Source organism: Methanobrevibacter sp. (assembly GCF_045636185.1).
Lineage (GTDB): Archaea > Methanobacteriota > Methanobacteria > Methanobacteriales > Methanobacteriaceae > Methanocatella.
On sequence record NZ_JAZTXC010000150.1, the window covers coordinates 1 to 18,339 of the forward strand.

At 35.4% G+C, this 18,339-nt stretch carries 7 protein-coding genes; 2 read left to right on the top strand and 5 right to left on the bottom strand.

Annotated elements, in window-relative coordinates:
* Window positions 1-167: 167 nt before the first annotated feature.
* Both ACKI3Q_RS08475 and ACKI3Q_RS08480 read right to left on the bottom strand, forming a co-directional pair.
* Window positions 168-5,852 (bottom strand): Ig-like domain repeat protein, encoded by a 5,685-nt coding sequence (locus ACKI3Q_RS08475; RefSeq protein WP_407416148.1) that lies wholly within the window; start codon window positions 5,850-5,852, stop codon window positions 168-170.
* 354 nt (window positions 5,853-6,206) lie between these two features.
* On the bottom strand, window positions 6,207-6,359 hold the full coding sequence (locus ACKI3Q_RS08480; protein WP_407416150.1) for a hypothetical protein: 153 nt from the start codon (window positions 6,357-6,359) through the stop codon (window positions 6,207-6,209).
* Between the two features lie 160 nt (window positions 6,360-6,519).
* Here ACKI3Q_RS08480 and ACKI3Q_RS08485 point away from each other — a divergent pair, with 160 nt between their 5' ends.
* Window positions 6,520-6,675 (top strand): hypothetical protein, encoded by a 156-nt coding sequence (locus ACKI3Q_RS08485; protein WP_407416152.1) that lies wholly within the window; start codon window positions 6,520-6,522, stop codon window positions 6,673-6,675.
* 343 nt (window positions 6,676-7,018) lie between these two features.
* Window positions 7,019-7,342 carry a hypothetical protein gene (locus ACKI3Q_RS08490; protein ID WP_407416154.1) on the top strand — a complete coding sequence of 108 codons (324 nt, stop codon included), beginning with the start codon at window positions 7,019-7,021 and terminating at the stop codon, window positions 7,340-7,342.
* Window positions 7,343-8,054: 712 nt separating this feature from the next.
* On the opposite strand, the gene ACKI3Q_RS08495 is transcribed toward ACKI3Q_RS08490, so the two are convergent.
* The 3 genes from ACKI3Q_RS08495 to ACKI3Q_RS08505 form a co-directional block, all read right to left on the bottom strand.
* Window positions 8,055-13,982 (bottom strand): beta strand repeat-containing protein, encoded by a 5,928-nt coding sequence (locus ACKI3Q_RS08495; RefSeq protein ID WP_407416156.1) that lies wholly within the window; start codon window positions 13,980-13,982, stop codon window positions 8,055-8,057.
* Between the two features lie 548 nt (window positions 13,983-14,530).
* Entirely contained in the window at window positions 14,531-15,409 is an 879-nt protein-coding gene (locus ACKI3Q_RS08500) for a cation diffusion facilitator family transporter (protein WP_407416158.1), read from the bottom strand.
* A 148-nt stretch (window positions 15,410-15,557) separates the two neighbouring features.
* Entirely contained in the window at window positions 15,558-18,029 is a 2,472-nt protein-coding gene (locus ACKI3Q_RS08505) for a hypothetical protein (protein ID WP_407416160.1), read from the bottom strand.
* Window positions 18,030-18,339: the final 310 nt, after the last annotated feature.

Consider the following 18,339-nt stretch of genomic DNA (forward strand, 5'->3'; position numbering starts at 1 on the left):
GGTTAAAAATTCCTTTTTAATTAAATAAAAAAATAAGTTAGTGAATTTTTAAAATTCACATTAAATCAATTTGAAATTTTGAGTATTATTCAATTAATCAGTTAGTATTAATAAAAATCAACTATTTCCGGACAATCCCAAGAAAAAAAAGTGTTGAGAAATTAATCTCAACTTTTTATTGTAATTTTGTTTGCGATGGATGTTCCGTTATAGCTGGATGTTATAATGTATTCACCAGGCATCAGGTTAATATTGAGTTTTGCCATGCCTGAACTGTCAGTTATCCTGTTGTAGAACACACCATTAATGTTAAAGGTTACAGATTGGCCAGCGTAAGGTTTTCCCTCGCCGTCAACCAAAGTCGCCTTGAACTGAGTTCCGTCACGGTATTTCATTGTAATATTACTTGCATTCAATATTGGCAATACTTTGATGTTGTTGGATACAGCACAACCTTTATATTCTGCTGTAATGATATAGTCTCCAGGCTGCAGGTTAATGTTTAGTTTTGCAATACCTGATTCGTTTGTCGTACGGTTGTAAAATACTCCGTTGATGTTGAATGTTACGATTTCACCGGCACCGACAGTCTTGCCGTCATCACCGATTAGTTTAACAGTGTATTGTGTTGCGTTTCTGTAATATTTGGTGATATCGCTGTTTTCAATGATTCTTGGAATAACAGCGATATTATTGGCTGCACTTTCACCTGTAACCGTATTTATTGAAGTAATTATGTATTTTCCTTGATTTAAGTTGATGTTAAGTTTGGCCAAACCGTTTTCATCAACTGTACGGTTGTAAAATACTCCGTTGATGTTGAATGTGATTACGGTCCCTTTAGCCAGATAATTGCCCTGACTGTCAAGGAAAGTAGCATAGAACTGTGTAGCATTTCTAAATACCTTAACAAGATCTGTACCATTGACTGTAGACAATACTGTAACTGTCGCATTAACAGAAGTGTCATTGTAGGTAACAACAACCGGATATTCACCGGAGTTCAAGTTAATAGCAAGGGATGCTTGACCACTAGCATTAGTAGTTCTGTTATAGTCTACACTATTAATAGTAATGGTGACTGTTTTGTTTGCTAATGCTTTGCCTTTGGAATCTGTTACGTTTACAACAAATCTTTCAGGTCCGCGGTAGTATTTTGTTACATCTGGAGCTTTAACAATAATGCTTTCATCTTCTTTGACATTTATGCTAATGCTTGTTTCTATTGGGTTGTATTTCTCATCACCAGAGTATGTAATTGGAACAGTTACATTTCCTGCAGGTAAATTGGTTAAAACAGCAGTTGCAGTACCGTTAACGATAGGGACTGCTTCATTTCCGATGTTTACAGTGCCTGTCGCATCATCAGGTAATGTTACAGTTACCGTTACATTATCACCTTCAGTTGCTTCTGCAGGTGCATCAATGCTGATTGTAGCATTTTCTTTTCCTTTAGGATTAACAGTAATATTTACTGTTGTTGTAGCAGCATTATATTTGTCATCCCCAATATAATTTACATATGCTTCGGTGTTTTCGGTTAATCCAGGAACAATAACTGTAGCTTCACCTTTTTCTATTGGTGCAGTGTATGTTTCGCCGTTTGCAATAACTGAAACTTCACCTGTTGCGTTTTCTAATCCTGTGACTTTAACTGTTACATTTTCACCAGCAGTTATTGGATCAGCACTAGCGCTGATAGTTAAATTCTTCCTACTTGGTTCAGGAGCAGGATTAACAACAATCACAACTGTAGTAGATGCATTGTTGTATTTGTCGTCACCAGGATATGAAATTTCAGCTTTGGTTGATTCTTTTAATCCAGGAACTGTGATACTTGCTTCACCATTTTTAATTGGTGCAGTGTATGTTTTTCCGTTTGTTGTAAGGAAAATTTCACCGGTTGCGTTTTCTAATCCAGTAACTTTAACTGTTGCGTTTTCACCAACTGTGATTGGTTCAGCAGTTGCTTTTATTGTTAAATTCTTTTTGTCTGGTCCCGGAGCAGGTTTAACTGTAATGTTAACCGTAGTTGAAGCAGCATTATATTTGTCATCCCCAATATAATTTACATATGCTTCGGTGTTTTCGGTTAATCCAGGAACAATAACTGTAGCTTCACCATTTTTGATTGGTGCAGTGTATGTTTCGCCGTTTGCTATAAGGGAAATTTCACCTGTTGCGTTTTCTAATCCTGTGACTTTAACAGTTGCGTTTTCTCCTGCTGTGATTGGCTCTGCACTAGCGCTGATAGTTAAATTTTCTTTAGATGGACTAGGTTTTTCATTGACAGTAACTGTAATAACAGTTGAATTTAAAGCATAAACTTTGCCATCCCCAACTTTAACTGTAATGGATGCAGTACCCTCTTTTACACCAGTAACAACACCATTTTCATCAACTTTAATAATACCTGAATCATCTGGCACGAAACTGACATTTAAACCTTGAGGATTTGTTGTAAATTTAACAGTAGCATTCTCACCAACAGTCAATATCATATCATTAGCAGAAACACTGGCATCATTCAAACTAACAGTAACAGTAACGTTTGTTGAATTTAAAGCATAGATTTCATCATCACCGACTTCAACAGTAATGATTGCAGTACCCTCGCCAACAGCAGTAACAACACCATTTTTATCTACAGTAGCAACAGACTCATCACTGGATGTGTAAGCAATATCAAGCAATATTGTATCAGGATGTTTGGTAGCATTTATTGCACAGGTTTCACCAACTTTTAAATCCAAAGTATCATTGTCAACTGTAACGTTACAGTCATCCAATTTGACATTGACTGTGATAGTCTTATTTTCAGCAGCAGCATACTTATTGTTACCGACAAAACTGACAGTAATAATCACCTGACCTTTAGCATTAGCAATAACATTACCTTGAGCATCAACAAGAACAATGGAATCATCACTGGATGTAAAAGTAACATTACCCGCATCAGCAGGAGTCAAATTAGCGACAATGACAGTCTCATCACCAACAGACAAGTCTAATGAAGCAGGATCAACAGTAATTTCAGTAGGAACTTTACTTACAGTAACAGTTATAACAGTTGAATTCAAAGCATATTTCTTACCATCCCCAACAAGAACAGTAATCTGGGCAGTACCATTTTTCAAAGCAGTAACAGTACCATCAGTAGTAACATTAACAACTCCGGAATCATCAGGAACAAAACTAACATTCAAATCTTTAGGAGTGGTTGTATAGTTAATAGTACCTTTTGAATCAACAGTTAATTCCATGTCTTTAGCATCAACTTTAGCATCATTCAAAGTAACGGTTACATCAATAGTAGCATTGGATGGCAAGTATTTATCATTACCTTCGAAACTGACAGTAACACTAGCAGTACCTTCACCAACAGCAGTAACAACACCATCATCATTTATAAGAATAACACTATCATCACTAACTTTGTAAGACAAATTACCTGCATTAGAAGGCATCAAACTGACAACAGGATCAGCCACATCATCAACTTTCATATCCAAAGTAGTATTCTGAATAAGAATTTCAGTAGGTATTTTAGAAACCATTACAATAATAACTTTAGAATCAGCAGCCGCATACTTATCATTACCATAAAATGCAATAGTAACATTAGCACTACCTTCAGCAACAGCGGTAAATGTACCATCACCATCAATGATAACAACACTCACATCACCGGATGTATAATCCAACTCACCAGCATCAGAAGGAATTATGCCAACGCCAGGATTAACTTCATCTCCAACATTCAAATCCAAAGTAGTCTGATTAAGAATAATCTCAGTAGGTATTTTACTAACAGTAACTGTAACACTAGCTTCGCAATCAGTATAATTTTCATTGCCTTTGAATGAAAGTGTAATATGGGCTTTTCCTTCACCAACCCCTTTAATAATTCCTTTGGAATTGACTGTCACCACACTTGTGTTGGAACTTTTAAATGTAATTCCTTTTAAATCGTCAGGTTCTGTTGTATAGTTGACTTCTGATTTGTCATTGCAAAACATTTCAATTGTTTTATTTTTTGGAATTATTTTGGTCTCTATGATTAGGATGTTGGATGTTGCCTGATCAGTTGAGTTTTTATAGATGTCATCTCCAAGATAGTTGAATGTCCATTTGTACTCTCCAACGGGGTATGCATCGTTTCTTATTTCAACAGTGAGTACTTTTTTTCCTTTTTTGCCTTCTTTAGTAACATCAATTGTTTTACCGTTGCTTAATGTCATGTTTCCAGTTGCATTTTTGGGCAGTGTTATTTTAAACATTATGCCATCCTGGTCAGTGACATTTATGTCATATGACTCTACAGTAATATTTGAATCAAGTTTCAGTACGGTCAACTTTCCGGATGCGGTAGCATTTAAAAATGAATCGTCACCAGAATAGGTTACCATGACATCGTACTCATCAGGAAGAATGCCTTCAAGATTTATTGTGGAGTTTAAATCCATATCATCAAATATTTCATTGTGTTTTTTGCCGTTAAGTGTTATGTTTACTTTTCCTGTTGCGGCGGAATTGTAATTGAGAGTGAGCGTTGTATTTTCTGCATATGGAACTTCCCCATCAACGATTGAAAGGTTTGGATTTTCCTTATTGACATTTAAAGGAATTGTGTAAGCTGCATTTTCTATTGATGCAGTCACACCAGCAGTTCCGCCCCTAGTTGCCGTATACTTGACAGTATCTCCAAATTTGGCAGTATCGCTACTTACATTACCATTTGTTGCAGTAATTGTCAGGTCAACTGGTTTTAAGAGATTTTTGTCATATTCATTTGTATTGTTATTGCTTGAATCAAACACCCATATTGTAAACGTTATGTCGGATGTGTCTGACACAGATATCGTATCGGGATTTGCTGTTGCGTTTAAAAATAGCCATTTGGTGCAGTACTTTATTCCAGGGCTGTCTTTATGGTTGCTTTGATTGTGTCCAAACCAGTTGTACTCCCCATTAGACTCCGATACATCAAAATTGATAGGAGTTCCGTTGTTGTTTAGGAAAATATTATTGTTGACGCTTATGTCGGTACCTGAAGACCCCAAAAAGTATACGATAGCATTAGCACTGTTTTTTGTAAAAATACTGGTAGTGATTTGCACAGAACTACTCTCTCCACCTACTATGGAATAACCCTCTGCAGTGTTGTTTGTGAAAATGCAGCCTTCGACTTTCACAGTAGATATCATCCAGCCTATTGCTCCACCATTATTGTTTGCTTTGTTGTTTGTGAATGTGGAGTTGATGACTTGTACATTAGCACTAGTTGACATTATTGCTCCGCCCATTACTGATGCAGTGTTGTTTGTGAATGTGCAGTCGATGATTTGCACATTGTCACTATGGAACACCATAATTGCTCCACCATCCTCAAAGTTACCATTTACGAATGTAATATTGTGTATTACTACATTTTTTGAGTTTGAAATGAGAAATATTTCTGTCTGTCCCTGTGCATCCAGTATCGTAGAATTCCCAATAATATTGACAGTTTCCTTTCCATCAATTCCGATTTCACTTGTTCCAGTGTATGTGCCAGGTTCCAGATAGATTGTATCATAACCACCATCGATTGCACTTTGAATAGCATCGAAAGTGTGATTTGTAACAGTTGCGGGTTCCTTAAGTATCTCATTGCTGTTTGATAACCCTAAAATTTGAGAATCATCATATACAACATCATTTGATTCGATTTCATTAATATCCATAATTTCAGTTGCTTGTCCACCAACACTTGCTGCGACTGCAGTATTGGCATCGCTTGCGCAGACACTAGCCACCCCAAATATGAAGATAGCCAGCACCAGCATAATCATGCTTTTCTTGTATTTCATGTGCCATTTCTCCCTTTATTATAATAAATATTTTTGAAGAATTCTTTTTATTTTAAATAAACAAAAAATAAGTCTGTTTTTCCAGTTTAAAATATTCAATTCTTAATAATAAGTCTATAAACTGATAGTTATATAACTACCTATTTTAATAGGAAAAAGTAGTTGAGAAATTAATCTCAACTTCCTGTTTGAATTTCTTCAGCTAAATTTCAAAATCGTATTTGCCTCTTTGGACTCTTTCAAAGTAGGTTAGACCAATTGTCACTGGAATGATGATGTATTTAAGAGTGGCAAACCAAGGTAGGCCGGCCATGATATCGAATATAGTTATAATTGTACTTGCAATAAGAATTACTAAAAGAGCATAGTTGGCAACTTTGTAGTTTTTCCTGACTCGCTCATAAAAAAGATTGTACTAATCAGCAATATTACTGTAAGCAGGCCTGTAGGACTTTTCAAATCAACTATATTTACAAATAATCCCATCAGGATTAAAAGAATGTACATAATTAATATTGTGGTAAATAAAACTTCTCTGCTTTTTTAGCGTTAAGTCCATAAAATGAATAGACTAAAAGAAGAATACAAACAACCAGTGAAATAACGTTTGTCATATAGCTTAGAGTATCAAGGTCTGTTTTAAAAATCCCCCATATACTGATTATAGTTGCAATTATTATCAGTATACTTAACATACATTTATGGATTCATTCCAATTGACATTAATTTTGGAATATCCCTTGGAATGCTGGTATTTGTATTTGTTGCAACATGGCTTTTAACGGAATTGTATGTAAAAATCAAAGGTTATATTATTCATTAAAGTATTTGGTTAAAACATATGCCATAATTGATTCTGCAAAGTTCTGCCACACGGAATACAGTGCACCCGGAACCGTTGCTTGAGTTAGACCAAGGAAATTTAGAGATGAATTTCAAATTCAAAAAGAATATAAATCATTTAATTTATCCCTAATTTAATCCTCAATCTCTTTTTTCTTTTTAATATTTAAGAATACATCTTTACCATGATTTGTATTCTTAATACGGATAATTAAAAAATTTCACATTAAATATCTTAAGTTTCTAGGAATGATTTACTGAAAATGATGATAAAAAAAAACTATTTTAAATGGAATGAACAAATAGTGATATGAGGTTGAACAATGACAAGAGTCTATGAAGTTTTCGATAAATTTTGTGTTGTAGACATTATTTTTGGTCTTATTTTAGGAATTTATCTTGCTATAAACCATGACAACCCCGATTTATATCTTATAGCACTGATAGTAGTATTTATATTTTCTTTTATCATGACTCTGCTACCTATAGCATCAGTAATCTATGCAAAATACAAATACAAAGAAAAAATTCCAATAAGAGCCCTTATTGAAGCATACATTCTTAATTTTGGAATGACTGCAGTTTCCTTTGCATTCGGATACATTATAGGATCATTTGCAATCGGCAATTACAATACTGCCAACTGATCATTATTTTTTTGAAAAGTTTTACACTTGAAATGCATGGCCTGAACTGAATGAAAAAACAGTGAAAATGAAAAAGAGCTGAATAATTGACATGCCCATGGTGTCTGAGATATGAATCTCATCACATGAAAAGACAAATTCCAGTATTATATTCGTGCCGTATTTCGCAAATCCCTAAAAAAAATTGTAAACAAATTATTCATCGAATGGAGAAGCCTTTACCGAAACAAACTTGATTCCATCTATCTCCTCTGAGATTCTTTCCTCAATTTGAGAAGTGATTTTATCCGCCCCATAAAAAACATTGCCTTTCTAATTTTTTTAATTGTAATATATTTTTAACCTTTTTTATATAAACTATTCCGAAAGTAATTACTTGCTTGATGAATATTAAAATTAGAAAACCAAAGCAAAACAGCCATACAACAATTATTCGGAAACTAAAAAATTCAAAAACCCCAAAAGAGTTTTTAGTGATGAAAGCTATGTAAGGTAATGAATATTTCATAGATTCTTTAAAGCATGACATTCAAAATAACTTGAATAGAAGTTTTTTTACTCCATGATGCAATATGAAAAATAATATTTTCACGAATAATAGAATTATTTCGCAAATAGATTCAAAAATAAATATATTTGATTAATACAAGTGTCTAAATAATGAAGGATTATTTCAATTTAAAAGAAAGAAAAAAGTGTTGAGAAATTAATCTCAACTTTTTATTGTAATTTTGTTTGCAATGGCTGTTCCGTTATAGCTTGAGGTTACGATGTATTCGCCAGGCATCAGGTTAATGTTCAGTTTAGCCATACCTGAACTGTCAGTTATCCTGTTGTAGAACATACCGTTAATGTTGAACTGAATATTCTGGCCGGCATAAGGTTTTCCCTGACCGTCAACCAAAGTCGCCTTGAACTGGGTCCCGTCACGATATTTCATTGAAATGTCCGTTGCATTCAATATAGGCAGTACCTTGATGTTGTTTGCAACCATACATCCTTTGTATTCTGCAGTAATGATGTAGTCTCCAGGCTGCAGGTTAATGTTCAGTTTAGCAATACCTGATTCGTTTGTCGTACGGTTATATAATACTCCGTTTATGTTGAATGTTACAATTTCACCGGCACCGACAGCTTTTCCGTCATCACCTATTAGTTTAACAGTGTATTGTGTTGCGTTTCTGTAATACTTCGTAATATCCCTGTTTTCAATGATTTTTGGAATAACAGAAATATTATTGGCTGCACTTTCACCTGTAACCGTGTTAATTGAAGTAATTATGTATTTGCCTTGATTTAAGTTGATGTTAAGTTTGGCCAAACCGTTTTCATCAACTGTACGGTTGTAAAATACTCCGTTGATGTTGAATGTAATTACAGTTCCTTTAGCAAGATAATTGCCCTGACTGTCAAGGAAAGTTGCATAGAACTGTGTAGCATTCCTAAATACCTTAACAAGATCAGTTGCATTGACAGTAGTCAAAACGGTAACAACAGAATTGACAGTCTGATTATCAACAACAGATGTTACATTGTATACACCAGTGTTTAATTTTAATGCAACGCTTGCAGTACCGTTAGCATCAGTATTTCTAACATATGAAACACCATTAATGTCAACAGCAACTGTTTTATTTACTAAAGGATTGCCCCGATAGTCAGTAACGGTTACAACAAAGCTTTCCGGACCACCGAAGTATTTGATTACATCCGGAGCATTTATAATGCATGGCTTACTCTCAACAGTAACATTTACCTCTTCAATAAGCGGATAATATTTATAATTACCTGAGTAAATTACAGGAATTGTATAGTTACCTGCAGGCAAAGCAGGAAGTTTTATTTTAATATTAGAATCCACAACTTGAGCAGTGAAGTTTTTACCGTCAACAACAGCAGTAACGGTAGCACTGATAGCATCATCAGGGAATTCTATTTCAATAGTAACATTTTCACCTTCAATAACCGGTGAAGCACTAATATTCATTGTAACATTTTCTTTAGGAAATACAACAAATTTACCTGATCCGTTAGACGGAGCAAAATATTCATCACCATGATAAATAGCCGTAAAGTTGTAATTGCCTACTGTTAAATTCTCATATGTAACCAATACAAATAAGTATCCGTCCATAGGGAAAACATAAGCATCAGCAATGTCAAATGTTCGTGCATTACCATTTAAAATGACAGTTATATTACCCGTAATGAATGAAGGAAGTCTTAAATAAGTAGTAGATTCCTCTCCTTCGAAAATATCATTCAAATGGAATGAAATGTTTGAATCTATGCGGTTAACGATAATGTCTACACTTTCCGTGAAGTTATTGTAGTTTTCATCACCAGGATAGGTAAACACAGCAGTAGTATTTTCAAATAGGTCCGGAATGCCGAATCCCATCTCACTGTCCACAATAGGGAACTGATACTCCCTGCCATTAACTGTAAGTGTGATGTTTCCTGTAGCATTAGCCAAACCTGTCATTTCAACGACAGCATCCTGACCAATGGTAATCGGGTCGGCATATAAGCTAACATTTAAATCCTCTTTAGTTTTACTTACAACAAAAGTGCCGTTTTCACCTGACGGATTATAATTTTCATCCCCTTCATAAGTTGCAGAGATATTGTACTGTCCGGCGTTTAGACCGTTATTGCGAATAAACATGAAAGTTTTACCGCCCCTGCTGGTGTGATCTGATGAGTCAATATCATAAACAGTAGTATTATCACCAATGGTTACGCTTACATTACCTGTAGCACTGCCCGGCAATATTATAGTTGCAATTATAGCATCAGCATCACGATCAGTAATATTGCGCGTATACATCCTAATTTCAGATTCCGCTTTTAAAACAGTAATGTTATTAGCAGTATTTTCACCAGTAACAGTGTTTGTTGCAGTTACAACATAATCACCTGCAGGCAAATCAACATTCCAGATAGCCAAACCGTTTTCACCAACAGTTTTTTCATATATAATTCCGTTAACATTAAATTCAACAGTTTTGCCTTTTTCAAGATAATTACCTTCACTATCCAATACTGTTACATTATAGGTTGTATCATCTCTGAAAACTTTTCTAATGTCGCTACCATTGATTGTAGTTAAAACAGTGACAGTAGCATTAGCCGTGGCATTTTTAACTCTGACATTAACCGGATAGACTCCTGAAATTAAATTAATATTCAGTGCTGCAATACCATTTTCATCAGTGATTCTATTGTAACCAACACCATTAATTGTAATTGAAACATTTTCACCAACAATAGGACCGCCTTCACTGTCCGTTATATTAACAACAAATGGTTTAGGACTACTATAATATTTAGTAAGATTTTCAGCATTAATATTTATAATGAGCTCATTTACAGTAACATTAATGGTTTTATTTTCAGCTGCAGCATAGTTTTTGTTTCCTGCAAAACTAACTGTAATTGTAGCATTACCCTCTTTTAAACCTTTAATCTTACCGTTTTCAATTTTAACAATATTATCATCACTGGATTTGTATGTTAAATTACCTGCATTTGCCGGTTCTAAACTAGCACCGATATCCATTTCATCATTAACTTTCATATCTATAGAAGAAGAGTTAACGGTGATTTGTGTAGGAATCCTTTTAACGTTAACTGTGATTGTGGCATTGGATGCTGTATAGTTTTCGCTTCCGGAAAAACTTACTGTGATAGTTGCTGATCCTTCAGCTTTAGCCAGAATATCGCCAGATACGGAATCAACACTTGCAATATTGGAATCATTACTTAAAAATGAAATGTTTCCTAAAGCATAATCCGGTTTTAAGGCATATGTTATTTTATATTCATCATCTACAAACAAGTCAATAGTATCCTTATCCGGAATAACTTCCGTTGTTATCTTTTCAACAGTGAAATTTGCATATGCTGTAGCATTTGAAAATAGATTATCTCCTAAATACTCAACAGCAACATTATACTCTCCTGCAGGGAGATCTGCTATTGTAATGGTCTGATTAATATCCATTTCTACTGTTTTATTATAATTTTTACTTTTTAAAGTGATATTGACTGTTCCTGTTGCAGTATTATTATAAGACAAAAAGATTGTAGTATTTTCGCCATAATCAATCTCTTGCGGAATAACCTTTGCAGAAAATTCAGGATTTAATCCAATATTATCTAAAAAGATTGTATATTCAGCATCTTCTATACTTGCAGTTACGCTACCTTTTCCCCGTTCGGTTGCCACATATTCAACAACATTGTCTAATGTAGTGGTATCATCAACATCACCATTGGTTGCAGTCAATGTTAAATTAACAACCGGCAACTTGGAATTGTCAAAATCAAAAACATTCGTGCCGTCAGTAGAATATAATTTAAAAGTAATATTTGATGAATCCAAAACTAAAAGAGAAGCATTATCTGCAGTAGCATTTAAAAACAGCCAGTTATCTATTGTAACTTTATCATTAATATTGGGTTCATTCATATAATTGCTTGCATTATTGCCAAACCAACTATCTTTTACCACAACAACTTGGGTACGGGCATAAATTTCATATGTGCAATTGTTATTTAAAAAAATTGCATTTGTAATATCGGCATCAAATCCTTCATTATTATAATCCTCGAAGTGGATTATTGCATTTGATGCAGTATTGTTAATATATACTCCAGTAACATTTAAACCTGAAAACCCACCATTGAAGTAGTTTGCTCCACCATCAAGATTTGCGTGGTTGTTGGTGAATGTTCCAGTAATATTTGAATCTGAAACACTATCAAAGTTGTTTGCTCCACCATCATAAAGTTCTGCTATGTTGTTGACATATGTTCCACCAACATTAGAACCTGAAACACTATCAAAGTTGTTTGCTCCACCAAACCATGCTGCGGTGTTGTTGGAATATGTTCCAGTAATATTTGAGCCTAAAACACTAGTCCAGAAGCAGTTTGCTCCACCAGACCATGCTGCGTTGTTGGCATATGTTCCACCAACACTAGAACCTGAAACATTGCCTCTGAACAAGTTTGCTCCACCATTACTCTCTGCTTTATTGTTGGCATATGTTCCGGTAATATTTGAACCTGAAACACTATTTTCGAAGTAGTTTGCTCCACCACCATCACTAGAGTCCTGACCATTTGCTGTGTTGTTGGAATATGTTCCGGTAATATTTGAACCTAAAACATTATCCCTGAAGTAGTTTGCTCCACCAGCATATTTTTCTGCTGTGTTGCTGATGTATTCTCCAGAAACATTCGAACCTGAAACCCCACCATGGAAGTAGTTTGCTCCACCATACCTTGCTGCTGTGTTGTTGGAATATGTTCCGGTAATATTTGAACCTGAAACACTAGCCCAGAAGTAGTTTGCTCCACCATAGTATTTTGCTGTGTTGTTGATATAAGTTCCACCAACATTTGAATCAGAAACACTTTTGAAGTAGTTTGCTCCACCATTACTCTCTGCTGCTGTGTTGTTGGAATATGTTCCGGTAATATTTGAACCTGAAACACTATTTTCGAAGTAGTTTGCTCCACCAGACCATGCTGCGTTGTTGGTAAATGTTCCAGTAATATTTGAACCTGAAACACTAGCCCAGAAGTAGTTTGCTCCACCACCATAAATTTCTGCTGTGTTGCTGATGTATTCTCCAGAAACATTAGAACCTGAAACACTTCCAAAGAAGTAGTTTGCTCCACCATAGTATTCTGCTTTGTTGTTGGAATAGGTTCCAATAATATTTGAACCTGAAACACTATTTTCGAAGTAGTTTGCTCCACCATAGTATTCTGCTTTGTTGTTGGTATATGCTCCAGTAATATTTGAACCTGAAACACTACCTGAGAAGTAGTTTGCTCCACCCCACAATAGTGCTGTGTTGTTAGTGTATAATCCACCAATATTTGAACCTGAAACACTATTTTCGAAGTAGTTTGCCCCACCAGACCCTGCTGCGTTGTTAGTGTATAATCCACCAATATTTGAACCTGAAACACTACCAACGAAATAGTTTGCTCCACCACCATCACTAGTGTACTGACCATTTGCTGTGTTGTTAATGAAACTAGCATTTATATTAGAATTGGAAATATCACTACCGAAATAAATAGCACCACCATTATCTGCTTTACCATTTTTAAAGGTTAATCCAGTGATATTTATGGATGATGCAGTAACAGTCCAGATTCTGCTTAATCCCTGTGCATCAAAAATTGCTTCACTATCACCGTATTTTTTGAAATTCAAAGATTTTTCTATCACCAAATCTATATTTTCAGTTCCTGTGTATACTCCTGATGCAATCATGATTATATCATTATCACTGCTTGCGCCTATAGCTTCAGCCAATGTATTAAATGCTGTTTCTTCACTTTTTCCATTCCCGCCGGAAACCACACTTTCATTAACATACAAGTAATTATTTCCAGCAGCTAATACTTCATCGTTAGATACCTTTAACATATTATTATCTAATTCATTACTTTCAACATTATTATCAATAGATAATAGATTATTTTCTAGATTGGCTGATTCATCAATGGATATTACGTCTGTCTTATTGGTATCAGCGGCACTAGCTGATGAAACGAAAACGAGTAAAATCAGTGAAATTGATAAAATAACCAATGAATATTTCTTTAGTTCCATATATTTTTCTCCCTTTTTAAAAAATATTCTAATAAAAATGTTTTATACTATACAAACAACATTAAAAGGTAGTGCTTTGTGAATAAAACATTTATATGGTTAAGGGTTTATCAACATATATATTTATACATATTGTTTTGTTTTTTCGCCAAAATATTTCCTCATCAATATCATGAAAGATTGCCTATAAAGGGCAAAAGATTGAACAGCAAAATACAAATACGAAGAAAAAATTTCAATAATAGCCCTTATTGAAGCATACATTCTTGATTTTGGAATGACTGCAGTTTTCTTTCCATTCGGATAGAATATATAATCATTTGCAATGGGCAATTACTATAGTGCCAACCGACCATTAATTTTTTTGAAAATTTTTACACTTGAAATGCATGTCCGGAACTGAATGAAAAAGCAGCAAAATACAAAAGAGCTGAATAATTAACCTACCTATTGTGTCTGAAGTATGATTTTCAGCATATAAAATAACAGATGCCGGCATTATATTCGCCCCAGGAATTTGCAAATCATTAAAAAAAATTGTAAACAAGTTATTCCTCGAATGGGGATGCCTTTACCGAAACTGACTTGATTCCATCAATCTCCTCTGAGATTTTTCCCTCAATTTGGGATGTGATCTTATCCGCCTCATATAAAGTCAGATTTCCATCAATTTTCACATCCAGATTGACAATGATGTATGAAGAGAAGTTATCCAGTTTGATGTTATGGGCATTGCTTGCATCGGGAGTCCCGTCAACTATTTCTGTAATTTTAGAAACTATTTCCTTATCATCAGGACTTCCGCCCATGACGGCCAGAAGATTTTCCTTAGCTAAAGTATAGGTGGTTTTTAAAATCAGCAACCCTATTAAAAAACCTATAATCGGATCCATCTGAGGAAAACCAATTTTTGCTACAAAAACACCTATGAAAATAACCACTGAAGTATAAATATCAGTTTTTTGATGCTCTCCGTCGGCGACGATTGCGGGACTGTTGATTTCCTTTCCTATTTTAATGATGTATCTGCTGATAACAAAGTTCAGAATTATTCCGACAGCAGCCATAATGAGAACAAGATTATCGGGGATAGTAATCGTTTCGGGATCCATGAGCTTGTGACGCGCAGTATTCATGATTTCAAATGCTATGAGTGTTAAAAACATCACAATAATAAGTCCAGCTATTGCTTCGGCACGTCCGTAGCCGCTGGTGAACTTTTCATCGGCAGGTCTTTGGCCTACCTTGAATCCGATATATGCGATGACCGAGGTTATAACATCTGAAAGCGTATGCAAACCTTCAGCAATCAGGGCATAACTTCCGCCGGTCAAACCCACGACAATATTTAAAACTGTTAAAAAGCAATTTGAACCTATTGCAACAGCTGAGGCCTTTTTTCCAACCTTATTACGTTCCTCGTCCATTGATTACACCACTCCCGATTTACCAAACATAGATAATCATAATGTAACTACTCCTTACATAATTTAAAGTACATTATAATATATGGAATTATATAATATAATAAATTTTTGAAATAAAAAAAATAATGGAAGTGTAGAAACTTCCAAATCAGCTGACAGTTATTTTATTAGCTACATCGGCACCATTGTAGCTTGATGTTATGATATATTCGCCTTTCATCAGGTTGATATTCAGTTTGGCAATGCCTGATGCATCTGTGGTTCTGTTGTAGAATACGCCATTGATATTGAATGTTATAGTCTCACCGGCATACGGATTGCCCTCACCGTCAAGAAGTCTGGCTTCAAACACAGAGCCGTCACCGTATTTCATGCTCAAGTCACTGGCTGAGAGAACCGGCAAAACTTCAATGCTGTTTCCTTTCACACAGCCGTTATAATAGCTGGTTATAGTGTAATTGCCGGGATACAGGTTGATGTTGAGCTTTGCATGTCCGGTAGCGTTTGTTGTTCTGGTGTAGAATACCCCATTGATGTTGAATATAACCTCTTCGCCAGCACCTGCATAACTTCCGTCGGGCGTGAGTACCCGAACAACAAATTGAGAGGCGTTTTTATAATATTTGACTAGATTGCTGCTTTCCAGAAGACCGATTACCTTAATGCTGTTGGTTTTAGTCTCACCGGTTGCAGGGTTTGTTGCGGTTATATCATATGTTCCCTCACCGAGATTGATGTTCAATTTTGCGGTTCCGTTTCCGTCGGTCATTCGGGTGTAGTTAATGCCGTTGACACTAATGGTAACAGATGCGTTGGCAAGCGCAGTACCATCTCCATCAACGAATGTTGCGAAATATTGGGTAGCGTTTTTGAACACCTTAACAATATCTTCTGCAGATATGCTTCTGACTGAAATTACATTGCCTACATGCTCATTGGTCTCGAGATTGTATGATATAATAGTGTGATTGCCCGGTTTCAATCCCATAATGGGCAAAGAGGCAATGCCCTCATCATTGGCATACCTGTCTTTTAAAACACCATCAAGAGAAAAGTCAACCTCAAAATTCTTCAGGAAATTTCCCTCGTGGTCCAGACAGCTTACATTATACTGTTGAACTTCGCCGTAGAAAAATTCCAGATCGCTTGTGAAGAGAGTCTTATTGACAATTATTTTGGAAGTGCACTGGCTAGGGCCGAAAGGTCCGTCATAGGTAATCAGAGCATCATATTCTCCAGGCTGCATCATAATTGCCAATGCCGCATAACCTCTAGGGGTGACTTCACGGGAGTAGACGGTTCCATTGATTTCAATGGACACTTTCTCTCCGATTAAAGGAATGCCTTCATCATCGGTCAGATAAATCTTCATGCTTTTATAATAAGTCTTATATGTGGTGACATTCTCTGCTCTCAAAACAGTGCCGAAATCAGTTGCATAAGCCGTCACTTCACACTCTTCATCCATACCTTCAACATATGCGCGAATCGTATAGTTTCCCTTTGCCTTAGGCCTGAAATTTAAAATGATACTTTTGGAAATGTTGGAAGAGGACAAATTCCAGTAAAGAGTATTGAGATTTGAATCATAATGGTAATCCCCATTTGAAACAACTGCATTTATAAAGTCAATTTTATCATCCAATTCAAATACTAGTGTCTTTTCATCTACCAGATTATTTATTCTGTAACTTACAGAGGTATCATTGCCCACAATAACATTTTCAGGACTGAAAACCTCAAATACTGAATCCAGGGTTTGATTTTCAAAAATGTGGGTTGCAACGTAAAGCTTGTTCGGCATTTCCGGAACTAGTGATGCAGGATAGAAATCACCGTTATAATAGAAATAGGTAACAATATGTGAAACGTTCAGTCCCGCATTGTGACCATTGTCGTTGCTTACATAAAAGTCAATACCATATTTCTGCCCGTTATCTGTATCGAATGCCTTGCAGTCATAGACATAAAGATTACGCCGGTTCCAGCCGGAATCGTCATATGAACAGATTTCAATAATCGCATCAACAGGGTTCGTTGAATAATCAGAGTAGTTTCCGTAGCGGAAAAAGTCATAGATGTTTGGAACTGTCAGATATTCCCCCGGCCTGAGAGTTCCCAAAAAGCAGATGTTATAATAGGCCACACCATATCTTCCATCGGGAGCCTTGATTAAAAAATGACCGTATTCATATTTCTTAAGAACCTTCTGAACATCAGCAAGACCCTCATAGGAAATATTATTTGAATAAATCATCTTTTTTGCAGCATCTTCCACATCCAAATTATCCTGACCGTATTGGCTTCCTCCATTAGAAAAAACCCATCCGTTTTCTGCAACCACCGCATGAGTGAAATATTCACCGGTAGTGTCAATTTCTTCCCGCATAATCTCTGTGTCGTTCCAGCTATCCTCATGGACCTCTACACCAAAACCGTTAAGGGGAGCATCCTGTCTGAAAGCAAGGATAGTTTCATTCTCTTCCTGAATGACAAAGGAACAGCATTCAGAGTCCAATCGGGAAAAATCAGAATCAGTCTGATTTGCATCCCCTGCAGCCACGCTGGCCATGGAGATGAAAATCAGCAAAAACATTAAAATAACAAATTTACATTTCATGAAATATTTCCTCCCTTATCCAATAATATATTGAATAATTAATTAAATAATTTACTATTTTGACATTGTTTATTCAGATTATCCATTAATTCGCCCATGATTTTTCATGTGAAAATGAACAGATGCCCAAATAATTTAGTAAAAAATATATGATATTGTGGAAAAATCGCATTTTAAGAAAGATTTTTTGAATAATATATAACTTTTATATAAAATTAATAAACATCATTCAATAATATGATGAAAAAATGCGTAAGTAAGCACTTACTTGCGAAAAGTTTTATATATAAAACAAAAGAAAAGATTATTC